Source organism: Paraburkholderia caffeinilytica (genome assembly GCF_051027425.1).
Taxonomy (GTDB): domain Bacteria; phylum Pseudomonadota; class Gammaproteobacteria; order Burkholderiales; family Burkholderiaceae; genus Paraburkholderia; species Paraburkholderia caffeinilytica_A.
Genome location: NZ_CP186552.1, coordinates 3,943,715 through 3,965,274 on the forward strand (window position 1 = coordinate 3,943,715; position 21,560 = coordinate 3,965,274).

Genomic DNA, 21,560 nt, shown 5'->3' on the forward strand with positions numbered 1-21,560 from the left:
CGCGAGGTTCTTACTGGCAAGCCTCGCACTCGTCGAAACCCGGATCGCCCGGACGCATCATGCACACCGGACCATCCGCTTCCGGCGCTGCTTCGACTGCAACCGCCGGCGCTGCCGCCGCTGCCTGGATGCCGCCCGACGCTGCGCCGCCGTTCGCGCCAAAGCCGCCGGCCGCGCCACCGCCGATACCGCCGGCGCCACCCGAACCCTCGCCGCCGCCCGAGCTCACCGCGTTCAGCGCGCCGTGAGCAACCGTCGATTTCTCGACGTGCGTCGCCGCCATCGTGCGGAGGTAGTAGGTCGTCTTCAGACCGCGCACCCATGCGAGCTTGTAAATTTCATCGAGCTTCTTACCCGATGCGCCGCCCATGTAGATGTTCAGCGACTGCGCCTGGTCGATCCACTTCTGACGACGCGAAGCCGCCTCGACCAGCCACTTCGGATCGACTTCGAACGCGGTCGCGTAGATCGCGCGCAGGTCGGCCGGGATGCGGTCGATGCGCGAGAGCGTGCCGTCGAAATACTTCAGGTCGGCGACCATCACTTCGTCCCACAGACCGCGGTCCTTCAGGTCGCGCACCAGGTAGTCGTTGACCACCGTGAATTCGCCCGACAGATTCGACTTCACATACAGGTTCTGGAACGTCGGTTCGATACAGGCCGACACGCCGATGATGTTCGAGATGGTCGCCGTCGGTGCGATCGCGATGCAGTTCGAGTTGCGCATGCCGTAGGTGGCAATGCGCGAACGCAGTTCGGTCCAGTCCATCGATTCGCTGGAGTCGACTTCGACATAGCCGCCGCGCGCTTCGGCCAGCAGCTTCACCGAGTCTTGCGGGAGAATGCCGCGGTCCCACAGCGAGCCGCGGTAGCTGGAGTAACGGCCGCGCTCTTGCGCCAGTTCCGTCGACGCGTAGTAAGCGTAGTAGCAAACCGCTTCCATCGACGTATCGGCGAACGCGACAGCCTCTTGCGACGCGTACGGCGTGCGCAGCAGGTGCAGGCAGTCCTGGAAGCCCATGATGCCCATGCCGACCGGACGGTGCTTCAGGTTCGAGTTACGCGCCTTGGCAACCGCGTAGTAATTGATGTCGATCACGTTGTCGAGCATGCGCATGGCCACGCTGACGGTGCGCTTCAGCTTGTCGTGGTCGAGCGCCAGGGTGCCGTCGGCCTGTTCCTTCAGGTGAGCGACGAGGTTCACCGAGCCCAGGTTGCAGACGGCGATTTCGGAGTCGCTGGTGTTCAGCGTGATTTCCGTGCACAGGTTCGACGAGTGGACGACGCCGACGTGCTGTTGCGGCGAACGCACATTGCACGGGTCCTTGAACGTGATCCACGGGTGGCCGGTTTCGAACAGCATGCCCAGCATCTTGCGCCACAGTTGCGCCGCCGGGATCTTCTTGAACAGCTTGATCTCGCCGCGCGCGACCTTGTCTTCGTAAGCCGTGTAAGCCGTTTCGAATTCCGCGCCGAACTTGTCGTGCAGATCCGGGCAGGTGGACGGCGAGAACAGCGTCCAGTCGCCGCCTTCGTGCACGCGCTTCATGAACAGGTCGGGAATCCAGTTCGCCGTGTTCATGTCGTGGGTGCGGCGACGGTCGTCGCCGGTGTTCTTACGCAGCTCGAGGAATTCTTCGATGTCCAGGTGCCACGTTTCCAGGTACGCGCAGACCGCGCCCTTGCGCTTGCCGCCCTGGTTCACAGCAACAGCCGTGTCGTTGACCACCTTCAGGAACGGCACGACGCCTTGCGACTTGCCGTTGGTGCCCTTGATGTGCGAGCCCAGAGCACGCACGCGCGTCCAGTCGTTGCCCAGACCGCCGGCGAATTTCGACAGCAGCGCGTTTTCCTTCAGCGCTTCGTAGATGCCGTCGAGGTCGTCGTCGACCGTCGTCAGGTAGCAGGACGACAGTTGCGAACGGCGGGTGCCCGAGTTGAACAGCGTCGGCGTGGACGACATGAAGTCGAAGCTCGACAGCACGTTGTAAAACTCGATCGCGCGCGCTTCGCGGTCGATCTCGTTCAGCGACAGACCCATCGCCACACGCATAAAGAATGCCTGGGGCATTTCGATACGCACGCCGTCGTGATGCAGGAAGTAGCGGTCGTACAGCGTCTGCAGGCCGAGGTAGCCGAATTGCAGGTCGCGGTTGTTGTCGAGAGCGGCGCCGAGGCGCTTCAGGTCGAACTGCAGCAGCTTGTCGTCGAGCAGTTCGGCTTGCACGCCGCGCTTGATGAATTGCGGGAAGTACTCGGCGTAGCGCTCGCCCATTTCCGTTTGCGTGACTTCCTCTTCGAGGATCTCGCGGCGGATCGTGTGCAGCAGGATGCGGGCGGTGACCTGGCTGTATGCCGGGTCTTTTTCGATCATTGTGCGAGCAGCCAGAATCGCCGAGTCGTAGACCTGGGTCATCGGCACGCCGTCGTACAGATTCTTGACCGTTTCCGCGATGATCGGATCGGCGCTCACGGCGTCGCCCAGGTTCGAGCAGGCCAGTTCGATGATGCCGCGCAGTGCCGCCATGTCGAGCGGACGCGTCACGCCGTTGTCGGTGACGTTCAGGCCCGGCGTGTTAGCGACGATCTGGTCGTCATGACCGCGCGCCTGGGTGCGCTTCTCGCGATACAGCACGTACGCACGCGCGACGTTGTGTTCGCCGCCGCGCATCAGCGCGAGTTCGACCTGATCCTGGATGTCTTCAATATGGAACGTGCCGCCGTTCGGACGGCTGCGCACGAGCGCGCGCACGACGTTCTGCGTCAGTTGCTCGACCAGTTCGCGCACGCGAGCCGACGCCGCGCCTTGACCACCGTTGACGGCCAGAAATGCCTTCGTCACGGCGATCGCGATTTTCGACGGCTCGAACGACACCACGCTGCCGTTACGACGGATCACCTTGTAGTCGGCATAGGTCACCTGCGGCGCGAGCGCCGGTGTGCCTTGTGCCTGGCCGAAGGTCTGGCCAGTCGGTGAGCCCTCATACCGGGTCGTCACGTTGTCGGTGGTTTGCATGTGCAAAGCTCCTGGTCTTGGAAATGGTGCGGAGAAAGCCGCGGATTAAAACGAACGCTGCGCCGCCGCGTGCGCAAGCGATGGTGTGCAGGAAAAAGGCCGGCTGAGCCGGGTGGCGGGATGCGACAGCGGTGAAGCCTGATTCGAATTTGCAACGGTCTTCAACGTGTGTGTCGCGATCACTTGCTGTGCCCTTTTCCTGAAAGCTTCTGGACGTTGCCGGTTCTCGTTACCGGCCGCGCCGCAGGAATTTTTTTCACTGCCTGGAATGCTTGCGGCGCCGTGCTCGGGAAGCGTGGCGCCGCTGACTTATGCACTCTTATGCACCCAGTTATGCACAGACTTATACACACCAGACACAAGATATAGTGCAAAGCTGAATTTCTGGCACCAAGTATAGTGTAGTTTCAAGACAGGTCAAATCGTTTTATTTGCTTTTCTGGGCTTGACTTCTGGATAGCGCGACGCACAGCCGTCTCCCCGGAGAACGAGGCTGCGCCTGGCTCTGCCCGTATCACGCGATGTTGCGCGAAGGGTCGTTACGGCGTTCTGGAAAACTTGAGATAGGGGAAGTACTGATCCGCTAACGCGGTGTCGCGCTGCAGACGCCGCCACTCGAAATGGGGCCCCGGGTCGGTCTTGCGACCGGGCGCAATGTCCGAGTGACCGGCCAGGCTTTCGACCGGATAGCGAGCCTTGAGCGCCGTCACAAGTGCGCCGAGCGTGCGGTATTGCGCCGCGTCGAAAGCAGTCGTGTCACTGCCCTCCAGCTCGATGCCAATAGAGAAATCGTTGCAGCGCTCGCGGCCGAAAAAATTCGACGGGCCGGCGTGCCACGCCCGCTCGTTGCAGGACACGAATTGCTCGAGCGCGCCGTCGCGATGGATCACGAAATGCGCGGACACCCGCACGCCGCGCAAATGCGTGTCGTAGTACGGGTGGGCGTCGCAGTCGAGTGTGTTCAGGAACAGTTCGGCGATCGCGGTGCCGCCGAACTCATTGGGCGGCAGGCTGATGTTGTGGACGACGATCAGCGTCGGCACGGCGCCGTCGGGCCGCGCTTCGAAATTCGGCGATGGCAGTTTGCGTGCGGCGGCGACCCAACCGTCGGCATCGACGGTGAACGCGACGCTCATCGAGCGTCGCGGCCGGCGGGACGCGCGCCGTGACGCTGTGCATGTGCGGCGCTGCAGAACGGCAGGCCGGCCACCACCACGGAGTCGCTTTTCGGCGCGTGCACGCCGCACTCGGCACAGCGGATCATCGGCTCGGCGAGCTGCGGCCGCGCTTGCGCGGAGGCGGGCCCACGCGCGCCATTCGGGCTGCTCTGGCCGCCCTGGCCTTTTGCACCCGCGGCGCCGTTCGCGCCGGCGCCGCCGGTGCGTTGCGACGCTTGCGCGTCATGACGACGCAGCGCCTTGACCAGCCACTGGCCGACGATGAACAACAGGATCAGCAGAAAAATTTGTCGCATAGCAGGACACTCACACTACAGCTCGGTGCAACAGCACCTCGAATACGAAACGGCTGCCGACGTACGCCAGCAACAGCGCGACGAACGACGCCAGCACCCAGCGCAATGCCGCACGGCCGCGCCAGCCGGAAACCTTGCGCGCGGTCAGCAGCGCGCCGAACATCACCCACGACAGAATCGCGAAAACGGTCTTGTGATCGAGCCGCAAGGCGCGGTCGACCAGTTGCTCGCTGAATATGATGCCCGAGAGCAGCGTCAGCGTGAGCAGCACGAAGCCGGCGCCGATCAGACGGAACAGCAGCTTTTCCAACGTCAGCAGCGGCGGCAGCGTGTCGAGCCAGCTCGACAGCCAGCCGTTGCTCGCCGCAGCCGCATTGCGTTGCGAGATGCCGCGGCGCATTGCGTGCAGACGGCGCTCGACCAGCAGCATCAGAATCGCGTGCAGCGCCGCGATCGCGAACAAACCATACGCGATATTGGCGATCAGGAAGTGCAGCTTGAACATCGGCGCGGCCGAATACGGCAGCACGCGCACGCCGTTGAACGCTAACGGTAATAGAGAAGCGACGCAGGCGAGCGGCAACACCAGCAAGCGAAGGCCGTCGAGCGGAAAGAAAAAACTCTCGATCCAGTAGATGCCGGCGCCGAGCCAGAACATGGCCGACAGCGCGAACGCGAAACCGAACACCATCGCGTTCTGGGGAAAGATGGTGGTATGCAGCAGCACGCCGTGCGCGAGCAGCGCGACAAACAGCAGCACGCGGCCCGACGTGCTCATACCCGAGGCGGCCGAAATGCTCGCGGCGACGGGCACCGCCGGCACGCTCTCGAGCATGGGGCGCAAGGCGGCGTGCCGGTGCGAGCGCCAGCCGGCCACGGCAAGACCGCCGTAGAGGAGCGCAGTGAGGGCATACAGTACAATATCCATATTCGAAGTTTACACTAGGCCCCTGCTCCGCGACGTCTTCCACTTCGCGCCCCGCTCCGGCCGCACTGTTCATCGCTCCCCATGCTCGACAATCTGACTCAACGGATGGCGCGCGTCGTCAAGACGCTGCGCGGCGAAGCCCGGCTCACCGAGGCGAACACCCAGGAAATGCTGCGCGAAGTGCGCCTCGCGCTTCTCGAGGCGGACGTGGCGCTGCCCGTCGTGCGCGAATTCATCGCCAAGGTGAAGGAAAAAGCGCTCGGCGAAGAGGTCATCAGCAGCCTGTCGCCGGGTCAGGCGCTGGTCGGCGTGGTGCAGCGCGAGCTGACCGCGATCATCGGCGGCGACTATGAAGGCAAGGCGGTCGAGCTGAATCTCGCCGTCACGCCGCCGGCCATCATCCTGATGGCGGGTCTGCAAGGCGCCGGTAAGACGACCACGGTCGGCAAGCTCGCCAAGCTCCTGCGCGAAAAGTACAAAAAGAAGGTCCTGACCGTTTCCTGCGACGTCTACCGTCCGGCTGCTATTGCGCAGTTGAAGATGGTGACCGAGCAGGTCGGCGCGGACTTCTTCCCGTCTGAGCCGGATCAGAAACCGGTGGATATCGCGCGCGCCGCGGTGGATTGGGCGAAGCGCCACTACCACGACGTGCTGCTGGTCGATACGGCCGGCCGTCTGGGTATCGACGAAGCGATGATGCAGGAAATCGCCGCGTTGCACAGCGAACTGAAACCGGCGGAAACGCTGTTCGTCGTCGACGCGATGCTGGGTCAGGACGCGGTCAACACCGCGAAGGCCTTTAGCGACGCGCTGCCGCTCACCGGCGTGGTCCTCACCAAGCTCGACGGCGATTCGCGTGGCGGTGCTGCGCTCTCCGTGCGTCACGTGACGGGCAAGCCGATCAAGTTCGTCGGCGTCGCCGAAAAACTCGACGGCCTCGAAATTTTCTACCCGGATCGCATGGCGAACCGGATTCTCGGCATGGGCGACATTCTCGCCCTCGTCGAAGAAGCGCAGAAAGGTGTCGATGTTCAAGCCGCGCAGAAGCTCGCCGACAAGGTCAAGAAAGGCGGCGACTTCGACCTCAACGATTTCCGAGCGCAACTCACGCAGATGAAGAGCATGGGCGGCCTGTCGTCGCTGATGGACAAACTGCCCGCGCAGTTCCAGCAGGCCGCGGCCGGCGCCAATATGGGCATGGCCGAATCGCAGATGCGCCGCATGGAAGGCATCATCAATTCGATGACGCCGCTGGAGCGCGCCAAGCCCGAGCTGATCAAGGCCACCCGCAAGCGCCGTATTGCCGCCGGCGCGGGCGTGCAGGTGCAGGAAGTCAACCGCATGCTGAATCAGTACGACCAGATGCGCACGATGATGAAAAAGCTGAAGGGCGGCAATCTGCAGAAGATGATGCGCGGTATGAAGGGCATGATGCCCGGCATGCGCTAAGCTTTAGCAAAAGACGGCGGCGCGCGTGCTTCCGTGCACAAACAACGGCATGCGCGGCTGACTCGGAATTTGTGCGGGTTTATTCTGTACCGCACGCCGTCGTTCTCACCCACACTATGTATACAGTTACCGCCCGTCAGACGTCATGAACCGCGAAGAAGCTCTCCATATTTTTAGCCACTCCGAAGAAATCGTTTCGGCCGACGACGTCAACGCGTCGATCAGCGGCATGGCTGCCGCCATCCGCGATGAGATGAGCGAGGACTTCCCGCTCGTGCTGTCGGTAATGGGTGGCGCGGCGGTGTTCACCGGCATGCTGCTGCCGCATCTCGATTTCCCGCTCGAGTTCGACTACATCCACCTGACCCGCTATCGCAACACCACCAAAGGTGGCAACGAGATGCAGTGGCGCGTGGCGCCGGCCGAGTCGGTGAAGGATCGCGTCGTGCTGGTGCTCGACGACATCCTCGACGAAGGCGAGACGATGGCCGCGATCCGCGATCGCATTCTTGCAATGGGCGCGAAGCGCTTCCTGAGCGCCGTGCTGTGCGAGAAGATCATTCCGAAGGCGAAGCCGCTGCATCCGGATTACTGTGGTTTCGAAGTGCCGGACCGCTATGTGTTCGGTTGCGGTATGGACGCTAAAGGCTACTGGCGCAACCTGCCGACCATTCGGGCGTTGACCGAAGGCGCTTGAAGCCAGGTTGTTTTGGCGGCGCCATTTGCGGCGCGCATAGACGAAAAAAAGCGGCCCGCGGGCCGCTTTTTGTTTTTCAGACTGGTGATGGATAGCACTGCTGCGCCGTCGTGGCCGTGTTGAACCGCGCACCGGATCTCACTCAAAGTTGATGCACAAAAGAGCGGATACCGCCCAGCATCATCTCGACTGAGATCGCCACCAGCACCAACCCCATCAGCCGTTCGAAGGCCATCATGGCGCGCTCGCCGAGCCACGCCTGAATGCGCTCCGCCAGCATCAGCACGATCGCGCAGACGACCATCGTAACGGTCAGCGCGCCGATCCATTCGAACATCTTGCCGGGCGCCTGCGAGGTCAGCAGCATCACGGTCGCGAGCGCCGACGGACCCGCCAGCGCCGGAATGGCCAATGGCACGATGAGCGGCTCGCCGCCGCGCGTATCGCCACCGAACGGCCCGTCCGGATGCGGAAACACCATTCTCAGCGCGATCAGAAACAGCACGATTCCACCGCCGATGCGCAAAGACTGGTCGGTCAGACTCATCATGCGCAAGAAGCGGTCGCCGACCACCATGAACACCAGCAGGATCGCGAAGGCGATCGCCACCTCACGGAGAATGACGACAGTGCGCCGCCTGGGCGATACGCTCCGCAGACAACTGACAAAGAGCGGAATGTTGCCGAGCGGATCGGTGATCAGAATCAGCAGGACGGTCGCGGATACGAAGGTGTACTCCACCGTCCGCTCCGCTTACTGCGCCAATGCCGCGCGAACCTTGCCGATCACCGTTTGAGCGGCGTCTTCGACCGGCAGCAGCGTCGCTTCAGCGTCGCGGCGGCCTTGATACTCGAGCTTGCCGTCCTTGAGACCCCGATCGCCGATCACCAGACGATGCGGCACACCGATCAGTTCCCAGTCGGCGAACATCACGCCCGGACGCTCGCCACGGTCGTCGAGGATCACGTCGACACCGGCTTCGACCAGTTCCGCGTACAGCTTGTCGGCCTGCTCACGCACGGCATCGCTGCGGTCATAACCCATCGGGCACAGCACGACTTCGAACGGTGCAATCGACTCCGGCCAGATGATGCCCTTGTCGTCGAAATTCTGTTCGATCGCCGCGCCCAGAATACGCGTGATGCCGATGCCGTAGCAGCCCATTTCCATCGGCTGCGGCTTGCCGTTCTCGTCGAGACAGGTCGCGTTCATCGCTTCCGAGTATTTCGTGCCGAGCTGGAACACGTGGCCGACTTCGATACCACGGCAGATGTCGATCACGCCCTTGCCGTCCGGCGACGGATCGCCCTTCTTCACATTGCGGATATCGGCGACGACCGGCTCCGGCAGATCGCGGCCCCAGTTCACGCCGGTGGTGTGGTAGTCCACTTCGTTCGTACCCACCACGAAGTCGCTCATGTTGGCGACCGTGCGGTCAGCGATGACCTTGATCGGCTTCTTCGTGTTGATCGGGCCGAGATAACCCGGCGGCGTGCCGAAGGTCTCGATGATCTCGGCTTCGGTCGCCATGCGGAAGTCCGCCAGCCCCGGCAGCTTGCTTGCCTTGATCTCGTTCAGCTCGTGATCGCCGCGCAGCATCAGCAACCAGATGGTCGGTTCGGCGCCTTCGTTTTCCGTGGCGAGGATGATCGACTTGATCGTGCGCTCGAGCGGGATGTTCAGCAGTTCGGCCACGGCCTCGCACTTGGCTTTGCCCGGCGTTGCGGTCTTCTTCATCTCTTCGGTCGGCGCCGCGCGTTCCGCGTACAGCGGCAACGCTTCGGCTGCTTCAACGTTCGCAGCGAAGTCCGAGGTCGGGCAATACGCAATCGCGTCTTCACCGGTGTCGGCGATCACGTGGAACTCATGCGAACCGCTGCCGCCAATCGAACCGTTGTCCGCTGCCACTGCGCGGAAATCCAGACCGAGGCGCGTGAAGATACGCACGTACGCGTCGTACATCTTGCGATACGACTCGCGCAGGCCTTCCGCGTCTTTGTCGAACGAGTACGCGTCTTTCATGATGAACTCGCGGCCACGCATCACGCCGAAACGCGGACGGATCTCGTCGCGAAACTTCGTCTGGACCTGATAGAAGTTCACCGGCAACTGGCGGTAGCTCTTGATCTGGCCGCGCGCGATATCCGTGACCACTTCTTCATGGGTCGGTCCGAGCACAAAATCGGATTGCTTGCGATCCTTGAAGCGCAGCAGCTCGGGGCCGTATTTTTCCCAACGGCCCGATTCCTGCCACAGTTCTGCCGGCTGCACCGACGGCATCAACAGTTCAATCGCGCCTGCCCGGTTCATTTCTTCGCGCACAATGGCTTCCACCTTGCGGATCGAACGCAGGCCGACCGGCAGGTAGTTATAGATACCGCCGGCGACGCGGCGGATCATGCCGGCGCGCACCATAAGCTTGTGGCTGACGATCTCGGCGTCGGCGGGCGCTTCTTTCAGCGTGCCGATAAAGAAACGGGAAGCTTTCATTCAGATTTTCCAAAAGCGGCGGCTCCGGAGGGACCGCCCGAAAGGTGAAAACGGTGGGGAAACCGACACAGACCCGGCTTGGAGCCGGCACGGACTCGCCGGACATCGGGCCAAAATCTGGCCAGGTCCGGTAAATGCCCTGCAATCGCCCTGTACATACCAGGCAAAACCCCAGCAAAACCGGCCCGGCCGGGGCGCCGACGCCACCGCGCAAAGCCTTTGCAGCAAGGGATAAGGCACGGAAAGACTGACAGGCTACCGCAAACGCAGGCCTTTTGCGGCGAATCGTTCCAATCTGGTGCGATTCGGTGCGTCGGGTCCGTTATCTGTTTATAATCAAAGCAATTTTAAAGGATTCGAAGGTGGTTGTATGCTGGATCGTGAAGGCTTTCGCCCGAACGTCGGCATCATCCTCTTGAACGCGCACAACGAGGTGTTTTGGGGCAAACGGCTCCGTGAACATTCCTGGCAGTTTCCGCAAGGGGGCATCAAGTACGGAGAGACCCCCGTGCAAGCGATGTATCGGGAGTTACACGAAGAAACCGGGCTGCTTCCTGAGCACGTCAAGGTGATTGGTCGCACGCGCGACTGGTTGCGTTACGAGGTGCCTGACAAGTTCATCAAGCGCGAAGTACGCGGTCATTACCGCGGCCAGAAACAAATCTGGTTTTTACTCCGGATGGTTGGACGCGATTGCGACATCTGCTTGCGCGCCACCGACCACCCTGAGTTCGATGCGTGGCGCTGGAACGAGTATTGGGTGCCGCTCGACTGTGTGATCGAGTTCAAGCGGGATGTGTATCAGTTGGCGCTGACGGAGCTATCCCGTTTCATGCGCCGGGCTGCGCCGCGTGCGGAAAAACCTGGCGGGCACCATGGGCCGCGTTATCCCCGGATAGCGTCGTCGGTGGAAAGTCCGCCGGATTCGACCATGATGACGGTCACCACTTCGGTGACCACTCTCAGCATCGAAACGTCGATTCACACGACGATCGTGTCTGATTGCGGTCCGGGCTCCGGGTCGGTAGCCGAAGTCGGCTCCGCGCCGGAACACGAAGACGAATCGGATCGCGAAACCGCCGGCTCGTTGTTCCGTCCTGGCGTACGCAATTAACAACTCTGTGCGGCTGTCCACGCCGCCTTCCTCTGGCGCGGCTCAATGAGCTGCGCCAGTGTTTCGAGGAAACCATATTGAAAGCACTTGCTCTCGTCGTGGCGTGCGTCGCCACCGGCGCCCTGCTGGCTGGTTGTGCCAGCAAACCCACCAATAAAGACGACAGCGCGTTTGCCTACCTGCTGGACCGGCCGACCAACTGGGTGGAAAACAAGGTGGACACGTTGCCGCCGCTGCCGCAAGCCTCGAATCTTCTTCCGTTCGAGGTCTCCGGCAACACGCCGTTGCAGTTCGCGATCGATAGCAATTCGCTGAGCGTCGGCACCGATGGCGTGGTGCGCTACACCGTTGTCGTAACGAGCCCAGGCGGCGCACGCAACGTGAACTACGAAGGAATTCGCTGCGACACCTATGAATGGCGCCAGTACGCGGGGCTGAACGCCGATCACGACGGCTGGGACCAAACCGTCGCCAACGACTTCAGGCGCATCGAGAATGGCGCGCTGAACGCCTATCAGGCGACGCTGTATCAGGATTACATGTGTGCGAACAAGATGCCCACGGGCACCGCAAAGCAGATGGTTGAGAACATCCGCTACAAGCGCACGCAGACCTCGTTGGTTCACTGAGGCAGTGTTCGCGAGCGGATTTCTTCGAATGCAGAAGCCGCCGCGAACGTGAAAAAGCCGTTCCAGCTCACGCTGGAACGGCTTTTTTGTTTGTCGTACGCGAATCTCGCCTGGAAATCAGACCAGCACGAGATTGTCGCGGTGGATCACCTCCGGCTCCAGCATATAGCCGAGCACCGATTCAATCTCGCCGCTCGGACGCCGCTGGATCAGCTTGGTTTCCGCACTGCTGTAGTTCGTCAGTCCGCGCGCCACTTCACGCCCTGCCGCGCTCAGGCAAGCGATCACTTCGCCGCGCGCAAACGCGCCCTGCACCCCGACAATGCCGATCGGCAGCAAGCTCTTGCCGCCTTCGGTCAGCTTTTCAACTGCGCCGTCGTCGATCACCACGTGGCCCCGCACCTGCAGGTGATCGGCCATCCATTGCTTACGCGCCGCCATGCGTGCGGTGCGCGCGATCAATTGCGTACCGATCGCCTCGCCCGAGGCCAGCCGCGACAACACGTCCGCCTCGCGCCCGCTTGCGATCACCGTATTGGCGCCGCTGTGCGCCGCACGTTTGGCCGCGAGAATCTTGGTCAGCATGCCGCCGCGACCCAGGCTCGAACCCGCGCCGCCCGCCATTGCTTCGAGCTCCGGCGCACCGGCATCGGCCTGCTGGACGAGCGTTGCGTTCGGGTCCTTGCGCGGGTCGGCGGTAAAAAGCCCTTGCTGATCGGTGAGGATAATCAGCGCGTCGCCTTCGATCAGATTCGCGACCAAGGCTCCCAGCGTGTCGTTGTCGCCGAATTTGATTTCGTCGGTAACGACCGTGTCGTTCTCGTTGATGATCGGCACGACACCCAAGCGCAGTAGGGTCAGCAACGTGGAGCGAGCGTTCAGGTAACGTTCGCGATCGGCCAGATCGGCATGGGTCAGCAGAATCTGCGCGGTCTGGATCGAATGCTCGGCAAAGCGGCTTTCGTAGACCTGCGCGAGGCCCATTTGACCGACAGCCGCGGCCGCCTGCAACTCGTCGATTTCACGTGGACGTTTCGTCCAGCCAAGCCGCTGCATTCCTTCGGCAATGGCGCCCGAACTGACCAGCACCACTTCCTTGCCTTGCGCGCGAAGTGCGGCAATCTGCGCGGCCCAACGGCCGATTGCCGCATGATCGAGGCCGCGCCCGTCGTTCGTGACGAGGCTCGAGCCGACTTTCACTACCAATCGCCGTGAGTCTGCGATGACGGAACGCATTGTGCGCGGTCTCCCAAGATGACGCGTGATGCATGCCGGCAGCCCTCGCGGACGCCGGCGCTCAGGCTTGTTTTTACTGCGGGTCGACGCCGGAATCGTCAGCAGCAGCCGGCGTTTCCGGTTTCTCGCGGAAACGCACGTCAGCGGCGAGATCTTCGGCTTCGGCCGCGCGCTGCGCATCCGAATGCGCGGCGATGTGGTCATACACCGCGTAGCACAGGCTCTCGCAACCCTGGCCGGTCAGCGCCGAGATTTCGAACACCGGGCCGTCCCAGCCATAGCCTTCGAGGAATGCCGACACGCGCGCTTCGCGCTCGTCTTCGGGCACCATATCGAGCTTGTTGAGCACCAGCCAGCGCGGCTTCTCATAGAGCAGCTCGTCGTACTTGCGCAGCTCGTTGACGATCGCCTTGGCTTCCGCGACCGGATCGACGGCTTCGTCGAACGGCGCCAGATCAACGATATGCAGCAGCAGACCGGTACGCTGCAGGTGACGCAGGAACTGGTGACCGAGGCCGGCGCCTTCTGCCGCGCCTTCGATCAAACCGGGGATGTCGGCAATCACAAAGCTGCGGCTCGGCCCGACGCGCACCACGCCGAGATTCGGCGCGAGCGTCGTGAACGGGTAATCGGCGATCTTCGGCCGCGCGTTCGACACCGACGAGATGAAGGTCGACTTGCCGGCGTTCGGCATGCCGAGCAGGCCGACGTCGGCCAGCACCTTCAATTCGAGGCGCACCATGCGGCGCTCACCGGGCTTGCCGTCGGTTTTCTGACGCGGCGCGCGGTTCGTGCTGGATTTGAAATGCAGGTTACCGAGACCGCCCGCGCCGCCTTGTGCGATCTGCACACTCTGGTTGTGCTCGGTCAAATCGGCGATCAGCTCGCCGGTTTCCATGTCGCTGATGGTCGTGCCGACGGGCATGCGCAGCGTGATATCGTCGCCGCCCTTGCCGTAGCAGTCCGCGCCACGGCCATTTTCGCCGTTGCGCGCCAAATGTTTCTTCGCGTAGCGGTAGTCGATCAGCGTGTTGATGTTGCGGTCCGCGACCGCGATCACGCTGCCGCCCCGCCCGCCGTCGCCGCCATCTGGGCCGCCGAACGGAACGAATTTCTCGCGGCGCATCGACGCGCTGCCATCCCCTCCGTCGCCGGCGATGACTTCAATCCTCGCTTCGTCAATGAACTTCATGCGTAACTCCGTCCCGTGGTGTGCTGCTAGATGGTGCTGCTGGGTTGATGCTTTCAGATGCTGCTATTTTGCCGCGCCCGCCGTGCGGTGAGCAATCGGCCAAACGGCTAGTACTGGCCAGTGCATGGCAATCCGATCCACAGAATCGCTCATTTCACCCAGCAAAAAGATGCTGCAATAAAAAAAGCCCCGCGAACTTCGCGGGGCCTTTTTCCGGTCCTGAAGCCCGTGCCTGATTAAACTCAGACTGCTGCCGGGACGACGTTGACCATGTGCTTCTTCGCTGCGCCCTTCGTCGAAAAATTGACGTGGCCGTCCGTCAGCGCGAACAAGGTGTGATCCTTGCCGATACCGACGTTTTCGCCCGGGTGCATGCGCGTGCCACGTTGGCGAACGATGATGCCGCCAGCGTTGATGGCCTGACCGCCGTAGACCTTGACGCCGAGACGCTTCGATTCAGAGTCGCGGCCGTTGCGGGATGATCCGCCTGCCTTTTTGTGTGCCATTTGATTTGCTCCTTAACCGTTGCGCTTACGCGTTGATCGCGTCGATGCGCAGTTCGGTATAGTTCTGGCGGTGGCCGCCATGCTTCTGGTAGTGCTTCCGGCGACGCATCTTGAAGATGGTCACTTTTGCGTGACGACCTTGCGACACGACGGTAGCCTTGACGGAAGCCCCACTGACCAGCGGCGTACCGAACTTAATCGATTCGCCTTCGCCCACTGCGAGAACCTGGTCGAGCGTGATTTCAGCGTCAATGTCTGCCGGTATCTGTTCTACTTTAAGTTTTTCGCCGACGGCAACTTTATACTGCTTGCCACCGGTTTTTATGACCGCGTACATTGAGAACCTCACTCTGTGTTCATTTTTCCCACGCACCGCGCGCGGAAACCCGTGATTATACATAGAGTTAGCTGCTCGGTCAAAACTCATTGAGAGTCGCCGCGCGCACGGCCCGGCGCCTTGCCGTCCGGCCCCGGCAGAGGCCCGGCCGCTGCCTCCGTCGCGCCGTGCCACAGCCTGCGACCCGGAACTGTCGCGATTCGCCTTATAATTCGCGGCACTACCCAATTCAGCCATCATGTCGTCGACTGCCACCCCCTCCTCCAACGCCGCCAGCCTGCTTGCTCCGATCGCCGAAGACATGCAGCAGGTCAATCGCGTCATACGGCACCGTCTGGCGTCCGACGTGATGCTGATCAACCAGATCTCCGAGTACATCATCAGCGCCGGGGGCAAACGGCTGCGGCCGGCGCTGCTGCTGCTGGTGGCGGGCGCGCTGGGCGAAACCACCGGGCACCGGCACGAACTGGCCGCAGTGGTGGAATTCATCCACACGGCCACGCTGCTGCACGACGACGTGGTCGACGAATCCGACCTGCGGCGCGGCCGCCAGACCGCCAACGCGCTGTTCGGCAACGCCGCGAGCGTGCTGGTCGGCGACTTCCTGTACTCGCGCTCCTTCCAGATGATGGTCGGCGTGGGCAAGATGCGCGTGATGGAAATCCTGTCGGAGGCGACCAACATCATCTCCGAGGGCGAAGTGCTGCAGTTGCTGAACATGCACGACGCCGACGTGGACGAAGCGCGCTACATGCAGGTAATCCGCTACAAAACCGCCAAATTGTTCGAAGCCGCCGCCCAGCTCGGCGCCGTGCTGGCCGGTTCGGACGCAAAAACCGAAGCCGCCGCGGCGGAATTCGGCCGCCGTATCGGCACCGCGTTCCAGATCATGGACGATTGGCTCGACTACACGGGTACGGCTGAATCGATGGGCAAGAACGCCGGCGACGACCTCCGCGAAGGCAAACCCACACTCCCGCTGATCTATCTGATCGAACGCGGCACGCCGGAGCAGTCGGCGCTCGCGCGGGAAGCCATCGAGCAGGGCGGCACGGATCGTTTCGACACCATTTTCGAAGCAATCACACGTTCCGGCGCGCTCGATCACACACTCGAGTGTGCGAAACAGGAAGCGCTGGCCGCAGCTGCAGCAATTTCTTCGTTTCCGGATTCCATTTTCAAAGATAGCCTGCTAGAATTATGTTCTTACTCGACGGCAAGACAGTCTTGAACGAGACTGAAACACCGTAAGAGTCCAGCAGTATGAATCGGGGTGTAGCTTAGCCTGGTAGAGCGCTACGTTCGGGACGTAGAGGCCGGAGGTTCGAATCCTCTCACCCCGACCAGATTTGCCTTGTTCGCTCAAGGCCCAAAAAACCGCCCAGCTTGCTTGGCGGTTTTTTGTTTTGGGTCGCGAATTTTTTGCGCCTGGCCAGCAGCTTGCCGTTGCGTGCGATGTGTCTCAGACGCCTTAGCGCTGTCGCGCAACCGGTTCGCGTGGCCCCCTCTGCTATATTCTCTCCATCCTGTCCCCTATCCTTCGCTACGCGTGGAACAACTTCCCTTATGGGCGCAGATCGGCGCCGTCTTTCTGCTGCTTATCTGCTCCAGCTTCTTTTCGATTTCCGAAACGGCGATGATGGCGATCAACCGCCATCGCCTGAAACATCTTGCCAATCAGAATGCGCTCGGCGCGAAGACCACTCAGGGTCTCCTCGCGCACACCGACCAGCTGTTGAGCGTGGTCCTGATCGGCAACAATCTCTTCAACACGATCATTCCGGTGCTCACCACCTCGATCGCGCTGCATACGTTCGGCCGCAATAACGTCGTGCTGTCGATCGCGACCGGCATCGTCGCGTTTCTGATTATCGTGTTCGCGGAAATCACGCCGAAGATCGTCGGCGCAACGTTCCCGGAAAAGATCGCGCTGCCGGCCAGCCTGCTGATCGCCCCGATGATGCGCGTCGGCAAGCCGCTCGTCTGGTTCGTCAATCTGTTCGCGAACACCATCTTGCGCGTGCTGCATATCAATACCAAAGGCGCGCACGATCAGCGGCTTTCCACCGAAGAGTTGCGCACCATCGTGCTCGAATCGGGCAGCTTCATGCCGACCAAGCACCGCAGCATTCTGTTGAACCTGTTCGACCTCGAGAACATCTCTGTCGACGACGTGATGATCCCGCGCCGCCGTATCGAAGCGCTCGACTTCGACGCACCGTTCGAGCAGATCCTGCATCAGCTGGAAACCTGTTACCACAACAAACTGATCGTCTATCAGGGTGACATCGACCGCGTGCTCGGCGTGTTGCACGTACGCAAGACGCTGGCTGCCCTGCACAACCAGGAACTGGAGCGCGAAACGCTGCGCGAGTTGCTGGCCGAGCCGTATTTCGTGCCGACCGGCACGCCCGTATTCCAGCAACTTCAGTACTTCCAGGAGAGCCGTCACCGCACGGCGCTGGTTGTGAACGAATACGGCGAGTTGCAAGGACTGGTCACGCCGGAAGACATCATCGAAGAGCTGATCGGCGAATTCACCACGTCGATTCCGCGTAGCGCCAATTCGCGCGGCGGCTGGAACGAGAGCGGCGAATGTATCGTTGCGGGCAGCATGCCGCTACGCGAACTGAACCGCTGGCTGCATCTCACGCTGCCGACCGACGGACCGAAAACGCTCAACGGACTGATTCTCGAAATACTCGAAGAGATTCCCGACGGCGACGTGTGCGTGCAGATCGGCGAGATGAAACTCGAAGTGATGCGCAGCGACGACCAGGCGATTCGCACCGTCAAGCTGTTCAAACCGCCCACTCGCACGGGCGCAAAAGCCGCCAAGGCCGCACGCGGCTAAGACCTGCGCGTTGCAGCATCGCACATGGACGCGGCGCGCGCCATTAGCCGATTGGCCGAGTGGTGGCGCCGGCGGCCTTACCGGATGATGGAGTCGTCGTGTTCTACAGGCGGCTCATCACCGGTCTCCCATGCAAGATTCTTTTCAACGCACGGCGTTGTTGCGGCCGGTCGCCGTCGATAGCGAAAACGCAACCAAACCCAGGCGCCACGCTTTTGCGACCGACGTCAGCGTCAGCCCTCATCTCAACCCAAGTCTCTCCGATTCCGATAACGCGCCCGCCGTACGCCTGCTGACCGACACGTTGCAGGAAGCCACTCGCCGCAATGCCTCGGACCTGCACATCGAACCGGCGGAGCACGGCTGGCGTGTGCGTTTGCGCATCGACGGCGTACTGCATGAAATCCCTCAGCCACCCGCGCATCTGCGCGACGCGTTCATCACCCGCGTGAAGGTGCTGGCGCGCATGGATATCGCCGAGCGGCGCGTGCCGCAGGACGGCCGGCTGCGTATTGCCACGTCGCCCGGCCGCGTCGAAGACTATCGTGTCAACTCGCTGCCTACCCTGTTCGGCGAAAAGCTGGTGTTGCGCAGGCTCGACGCACTACCCACCGATCTTTCACTCGACTCACTCGGCCTCGATCCTCGACAACGTGAAGCAGTCGATGCCGCGATTCGCGCGCCGCACGGCCTCGTGCTCGTCACCGGCCCCACCGGTAGCGGCAAGACGCTGTCGCTGTACTGCTTCCTCCACATGCTCAACGATGAGGCGCGCAATCTGTGCTCGGTGGAAGATCCGGCGGAAATTCAACTGGCGGGTATCAATCAGGTGAGCGTGCGCGAAAAAGCCGGCCTGACATTCGCCGTAGCGCTGCGTGCGTTTCTCCGCCAGGACCCCGATGTGATCATGGTTGGCGAAATCCGCGACGACGAAACCGCCGATGTTGCCGTAAAGGCCGCGCAGACCGGCCACCTCGTCCTGTCGACCTTGCACACGAATGACGCGCCTGCCGCCGTCGCACGCCTGATCGACATCGGCGTCGAGCCATACAATCTGGCCGCTGCGTTAAGGATGGTGACGGCGCAACGGCTGGTGCGGCGGCTTTGCATAGCGTGTCGCGCCCCTGAGTCAGAATCTGAGGCAGCGCTGCGAGCAGCGGGCTTTGTCGCCGATCAGCTCGACGGCTGGCAGCCATTCGGCGCGGCCGGTTGTGCGGCATGCCACGGCATCGGCTACCGCGGCCGGGTCGGGGTTCACCAGGTGATGCCGGTCTCGGATGCGATGCGTGAGTTGATCGTGGCACGCGCAGGCACTCATGAACTGGCCCGGCTCGCGCAAACTGAACAGGTCGCCACCTTGCGCGACGCAGCCTTGGCACGTGTGCGCGACGGCACGACAAGCCTCGCTGAAGCACTAGCCGCCACCGAGGTCGCATGAGCACCGCGACAACTCATTCGCCGCCAGCACCTGAGACGCGTTTCAAATGGCGCGGCGTCGATAGTGACGGCGTACAAAAAGCCGGTGCCCTCATTGCGCCGGACGCAAGCTCCGCGCGAGCCATACTCAAGCGCGACAAGCTGTTCATCGTCGAACTTACGGCACGCGGGCCGGCGCCGCGTCCCCAGGCCCGCACCACCGACGTCACGGTGTTCACCCGCCAGCTTGCCAGTCTGCTGCGCGCCGGTTTGCCGCTCGCACCTTCGCTGGAGCTGCTGGCACAGGCGCAGAGTTCGCGCCGGCAAGGCATGCCACGGATCGTCGGCGCGCTGGCACGCGATATCACGGGCGGCCTGCGCTTCTCCGCTGCGTTGCAGCGGCATCCGGCGCAGTTCAACGCACTCTATTGCCAGCTTGTCGAAGTAGGCGAGGCGGCCGGTGCGTTGCCGGCCATCCTCGCCCGTATCGCCGACGACCGCGAACGCGCCGCCGCGCAGCGCGCCAAGGTCCGCGCGGCGCTGACCTATCCTGTCGCGATCCTATTGCTTGCAATCGCCATCACCGCGGCCCTGCTGGTGTGGGTCGTGCCGACCTTCAAGCAGATCTTCGACGGGTTCGGCGCAAAATTGCCCGCGCCCACGCAGTTCGTGCTGGCTTTGTCGGCGGGTGCCGCGCGCTGGAGCGTTCCTCTGGTCGTCATGATTTTCGCAGCGGGCTCGGCTGTGACGTTTCTGCAACGACGTTCCGAAGCGGTGCGCATCCGGTTCGCACGCTTATCGCTGACAATGCCGGTCGCCGGTCCGTTGCTGCGCACCTTGTGCGCGGCGCGCTGGAGCCGCGCGCTCGGTACTTTGCTGTCGGCCGGCACGCCGCTCGCGGACGCGTTCGATTCACTCACACACGCCACCGGCAACGCTTTCTTCGATCGCGCCACCGTGGAGATTGCCGCCCGGCTGCGGCGCGGCGAACGACTCGCCGCCGCCATGCGCGCAGCGCGCTGTTTTCCGCCTGAGGTCGTGCAGCCGGTTGCGGTTGCCGAGGAGTCCGGAGCACTCGACACGATGCTGATCGATGTGGCCTCGCTCGCCGATCGTCAGGTAGACGAAAAGATCGGCACGCTCTCGAGCCTGTGCGAACCGCTTGTGATTATCGTGCTGGGTACGCTGGTCGGCGGATTGGTGATCGCGATGTATCTTCCCATTATTCAACTTGGCAACGTGGTGTAGCATCGCAGCCGAATCCCACCCTTTATATATGCAGGCCACCATTCCGCCCGTGTCAGATACTTCTTCCAGCCTGCTTTCGGGTCTGCTGCCCGGCCACTTCGCGACCAGTCTCGGCCTCGCGTTTGGCAGCTTGCCCAGCGGCGTGCAGATCGCATTCGCGATCGTATTCGGTCTGGTGATCGGCAGTTTCCTGAACGTGGTCGTGCACCGGGTGCCGATCATGCTGGAGCGCGCGTGGCGTGAAGAGGTCAGCGAAGCCATCGAAGAAACGCTCGAAAACGACGGTTTGCCCGCTCGCTACAACCTGTGGGCGCCGCGTAGCGCGTGTCCCCACTGCGGCCACGTGCTCAGCCCATGGGAGAACCTGCCGGTGCTGAGCTATCTGCTGCTGCGCGGGCGCTGCTCGGCATGCAAAGCGCGCATCAGCCCGCGCTATCCGCTGCTCGAAATCGCCAGTGCCGGCATTGCGGCCGCGGCGCTCGCGCTGTACGGACCAACCGGCATGGCACTCGCCGCCTTCGGACTATGCGCCGCACTGCTCGCGATGAGCGCGATCGACATCGACACCCATCTGCTCCCTGATTCAATGACGCTGCCGCTTTTGTGGGCCGGCCTCATCGTCAACTTCAACGGCATGTTCGCGAGCCTCCACGATGCCGTGCTGGGCGCGATCTTCGGCTATCTGGTGCTGTGGGCCGTGCATTGGCTGTTCCGGCTGGTGCGTGGCGTCGAGGGTATGGGTTATGGTGACTTCAAACTGCTGGCTGCGCTCGGCGCCTGGCTCGGCTGGGCCGCGCTGCCGCAGATCGTGCTGATCGCGGCGGTGGCTGGCGCAGTGGTCGGTCTCGCGGCAACGTGGCGCGGCCGCATGCGCTTCGAAGAGCCGCTGCCGTTCGGGCCGTTTCTCGCCGCGGGCGGTGCTGTTACGCTATTTCTCGGCACACCGCTTTATCTGGCGTTGGGAGGCTGAAGC

19 protein-coding genes and 1 tRNA gene are annotated in these 21,560 nt (G+C 62.5%); 10 read left to right on the plus strand and 10 right to left on the minus strand.

The features are described from left to right. Positions 1-10: 10 nt before the first annotated feature. The 4 genes from ACOSV0_RS17485 to ACOSV0_RS17500 form a co-directional block, all read right to left on the minus strand. A complete protein-coding gene (locus tag ACOSV0_RS17485) occupies positions 11-3,016 on the minus strand; it encodes a ribonucleoside-diphosphate reductase subunit alpha (protein WP_434107378.1) in 3,006 nt (1,001 codons plus the stop codon). A 539-nt stretch (positions 3,017-3,555) separates the two neighbouring features. Continuing rightward, entirely contained in the window at positions 3,556-4,152 is a 597-nt protein-coding gene (gene ampD, locus ACOSV0_RS17490) for a 1,6-anhydro-N-acetylmuramyl-L-alanine amidase AmpD (RefSeq protein ID WP_434107379.1), read from the minus strand. Continuing rightward, the gene (locus tag ACOSV0_RS17495; RefSeq protein ID WP_434107381.1) at positions 4,149-4,490 is read right to left on the minus strand and encodes a PP0621 family protein; all 342 of its coding nucleotides are present in this window, start codon (positions 4,488-4,490) and stop codon (positions 4,149-4,151) included. The genes ampD and ACOSV0_RS17495 overlap by 4 nt, the downstream gene beginning before the upstream one ends. A 10-nt stretch (positions 4,491-4,500) precedes the next feature. Beyond that, a complete protein-coding gene (locus ACOSV0_RS17500; RefSeq protein WP_434107382.1) occupies positions 4,501-5,418 on the minus strand; it encodes a cytochrome C assembly family protein in 918 nt (305 codons plus the stop codon). Between the two features lie 81 nt (positions 5,419-5,499). Here ACOSV0_RS17500 and ffh point away from each other — a divergent pair, with 81 nt between their 5' ends. Next, the gene (ffh, locus tag ACOSV0_RS17505; protein ID WP_434107383.1) at positions 5,500-6,867 is read left to right on the plus strand and encodes a signal recognition particle protein; all 1,368 of its coding nucleotides are present in this window, start codon (positions 5,500-5,502) and stop codon (positions 6,865-6,867) included. A 145-nt stretch (positions 6,868-7,012) separates the two neighbouring features. Continuing rightward, on the plus strand, positions 7,013-7,564 hold the full coding sequence (locus ACOSV0_RS17510) for a hypoxanthine-guanine phosphoribosyltransferase (protein ID WP_179734482.1): 552 nt from the start codon (positions 7,013-7,015) through the stop codon (positions 7,562-7,564). Between the two features lie 142 nt (positions 7,565-7,706). Here the strand turns inward: ACOSV0_RS17510 and ACOSV0_RS17515 are convergent, their stop codons facing one another. Both ACOSV0_RS17515 and ACOSV0_RS17520 read right to left on the minus strand, forming a co-directional pair. Beyond that, entirely contained in the window at positions 7,707-8,306 is a 600-nt protein-coding gene (locus tag ACOSV0_RS17515; RefSeq protein WP_434107384.1) for a MarC family protein, read from the minus strand. A 12-nt stretch (positions 8,307-8,318) separates the two neighbouring features. Continuing rightward, complete coding sequence (locus ACOSV0_RS17520; RefSeq protein ID WP_434107385.1) at positions 8,319-10,055, minus strand: proline--tRNA ligase; 1,737 nt, start codon at positions 10,053-10,055, stop codon at positions 8,319-8,321. 370 nt (positions 10,056-10,425) lie between these two features. Here ACOSV0_RS17520 and ACOSV0_RS17525 point away from each other — a divergent pair, with 370 nt between their 5' ends. Together ACOSV0_RS17525 and ACOSV0_RS17530 are read left to right on the plus strand one after the other, a co-directional pair. Further along, a complete protein-coding gene (locus ACOSV0_RS17525) occupies positions 10,426-11,169 on the plus strand; it encodes an RNA pyrophosphohydrolase (protein WP_434110323.1) in 744 nt (247 codons plus the stop codon). 77 nt (positions 11,170-11,246) lie between these two features. Continuing rightward, entirely contained in the window at positions 11,247-11,798 is a 552-nt protein-coding gene (locus ACOSV0_RS17530; protein WP_434107386.1) for a CNP1-like family protein, read from the plus strand. Positions 11,799-11,915: 117 nt separating this feature from the next. On the opposite strand, the gene proB is transcribed toward ACOSV0_RS17530, so the two are convergent. The 4 genes from proB to rplU form a co-directional block, all read right to left on the minus strand. Next, positions 11,916-13,034 carry a glutamate 5-kinase gene (gene proB / locus ACOSV0_RS17535; RefSeq protein WP_434107387.1) on the minus strand — a complete coding sequence of 373 codons (1,119 nt, stop codon included), beginning with the start codon at positions 13,032-13,034 and terminating at the stop codon, positions 11,916-11,918. Between the two features lie 73 nt (positions 13,035-13,107). Next, positions 13,108-14,226 carry an Obg family GTPase CgtA gene (gene cgtA / locus ACOSV0_RS17540; RefSeq protein ID WP_434107388.1) on the minus strand — a complete coding sequence of 373 codons (1,119 nt, stop codon included), beginning with the start codon at positions 14,224-14,226 and terminating at the stop codon, positions 13,108-13,110. A gap of 242 nt (positions 14,227-14,468) precedes the next feature. Then, a complete protein-coding gene (gene rpmA, locus ACOSV0_RS17545; RefSeq protein WP_007180330.1) occupies positions 14,469-14,732 on the minus strand; it encodes a 50S ribosomal protein L27 in 264 nt (87 codons plus the stop codon). Between the two features lie 25 nt (positions 14,733-14,757). Next, positions 14,758-15,069, minus strand: coding sequence for a 50S ribosomal protein L21 (rplU, locus tag ACOSV0_RS17550; protein WP_007180329.1), 312 nt, complete (start codon positions 15,067-15,069; stop codon positions 14,758-14,760). Between the two features lie 238 nt (positions 15,070-15,307). Here rplU and ACOSV0_RS17555 point away from each other — a divergent pair, with 238 nt between their 5' ends. From ACOSV0_RS17555 to ACOSV0_RS17580, 6 genes are all read left to right on the plus strand, one after another. Beyond that, positions 15,308-16,300, plus strand: coding sequence for a polyprenyl synthetase family protein (locus tag ACOSV0_RS17555; RefSeq protein WP_120289437.1), 993 nt, complete (start codon positions 15,308-15,310; stop codon positions 16,298-16,300). Positions 16,301-16,338: 38 nt separating this feature from the next. Beyond that, positions 16,339-16,415 (plus strand) — tRNA-Pro (locus ACOSV0_RS17560). A gap of 203 nt (positions 16,416-16,618) precedes the next feature. After that, positions 16,619-17,923 (plus strand): HlyC/CorC family transporter, encoded by a 1,305-nt coding sequence (locus ACOSV0_RS17565; protein WP_434107389.1) that lies wholly within the window; start codon positions 16,619-16,621, stop codon positions 17,921-17,923. Between the two features lie 130 nt (positions 17,924-18,053). Next, positions 18,054-19,361 carry a GspE/PulE family protein gene (locus ACOSV0_RS17570; protein WP_434107391.1) on the plus strand — a complete coding sequence of 436 codons (1,308 nt, stop codon included), beginning with the start codon at positions 18,054-18,056 and terminating at the stop codon, positions 19,359-19,361. Further along, positions 19,358-20,587 (plus strand): type II secretion system F family protein, encoded by a 1,230-nt coding sequence (locus ACOSV0_RS17575; RefSeq protein ID WP_434107392.1) that lies wholly within the window; start codon positions 19,358-19,360, stop codon positions 20,585-20,587. Before ACOSV0_RS17570 ends, ACOSV0_RS17575 begins: the two co-directional genes overlap by 4 nt. 28 nt (positions 20,588-20,615) lie before the next feature. Continuing rightward, positions 20,616-21,557, plus strand: a complete 942-nt coding sequence (locus ACOSV0_RS17580) for a prepilin peptidase (RefSeq protein ID WP_434107393.1) — start codon at positions 20,616-20,618, stop codon at positions 21,555-21,557. The last annotated feature ends 3 nt before the right edge of the window (positions 21,558-21,560 follow it).

Excerpts from the sequence above, each read along its gene's own strand:
- ACOSV0_RS17575 (WP_434107392.1), top strand. The coding sequence starts at position 19,358 with ATGAGCACCGCGACAACTCATTCGCCGCCAGCACCTGAGACGCGTTTC.
- ACOSV0_RS17580 (WP_434107393.1), top strand. The coding sequence starts at position 20,616 with ATGCAGGCCACCATTCCGCCCGTGTCAGATACTTCTTCCAGCCTGCTT.
- ACOSV0_RS17555 (WP_120289437.1), top strand. The coding sequence starts at position 15,308 with ATGTCGTCGACTGCCACCCCCTCCTCCAACGCCGCCAGCCTGCTTGCT.
- rpmA (WP_007180330.1), bottom strand. The coding sequence starts at position 14,732 with ATGGCACACAAAAAGGCAGGCGGATCATCCCGCAACGGCCGCGACTCT.
- ACOSV0_RS17500 (WP_434107382.1), bottom strand. The coding sequence starts at position 5,418 with ATGGATATTGTACTGTATGCCCTCACTGCGCTCCTCTACGGCGGTCTT.
- cgtA (WP_434107388.1), bottom strand. The coding sequence starts at position 14,226 with ATGAAGTTCATTGACGAAGCGAGGATTGAAGTCATCGCCGGCGACGGA.
- ACOSV0_RS17510 (WP_179734482.1), top strand. The coding sequence starts at position 7,013 with ATGAACCGCGAAGAAGCTCTCCATATTTTTAGCCACTCCGAAGAAATC.
- rplU (WP_007180329.1), bottom strand. The coding sequence starts at position 15,069 with ATGTACGCGGTCATAAAAACCGGTGGCAAGCAGTATAAAGTTGCCGTC.
- ACOSV0_RS17495 (WP_434107381.1), bottom strand. The coding sequence starts at position 4,490 with ATGCGACAAATTTTTCTGCTGATCCTGTTGTTCATCGTCGGCCAGTGG.
- ACOSV0_RS17525 (WP_434110323.1), top strand. The coding sequence starts at position 10,426 with ATGCTGGATCGTGAAGGCTTTCGCCCGAACGTCGGCATCATCCTCTTG.
- proB (WP_434107387.1), bottom strand. The coding sequence starts at position 13,034 with ATGCGTTCCGTCATCGCAGACTCACGGCGATTGGTAGTGAAAGTCGGC.
- ffh (WP_434107383.1), top strand. The coding sequence starts at position 5,500 with ATGCTCGACAATCTGACTCAACGGATGGCGCGCGTCGTCAAGACGCTG.
- ACOSV0_RS17520 (WP_434107385.1), bottom strand. The coding sequence starts at position 10,055 with ATGAAAGCTTCCCGTTTCTTTATCGGCACGCTGAAAGAAGCGCCCGCC.
- ACOSV0_RS17485 (WP_434107378.1), bottom strand. The coding sequence starts at position 3,016 with ATGCAAACCACCGACAACGTGACGACCCGGTATGAGGGCTCACCGACT.
- ACOSV0_RS17570 (WP_434107391.1), top strand. The coding sequence starts at position 18,054 with ATGCAAGATTCTTTTCAACGCACGGCGTTGTTGCGGCCGGTCGCCGTC.
- ampD (WP_434107379.1), bottom strand. The coding sequence starts at position 4,152 with ATGAGCGTCGCGTTCACCGTCGATGCCGACGGTTGGGTCGCCGCCGCA.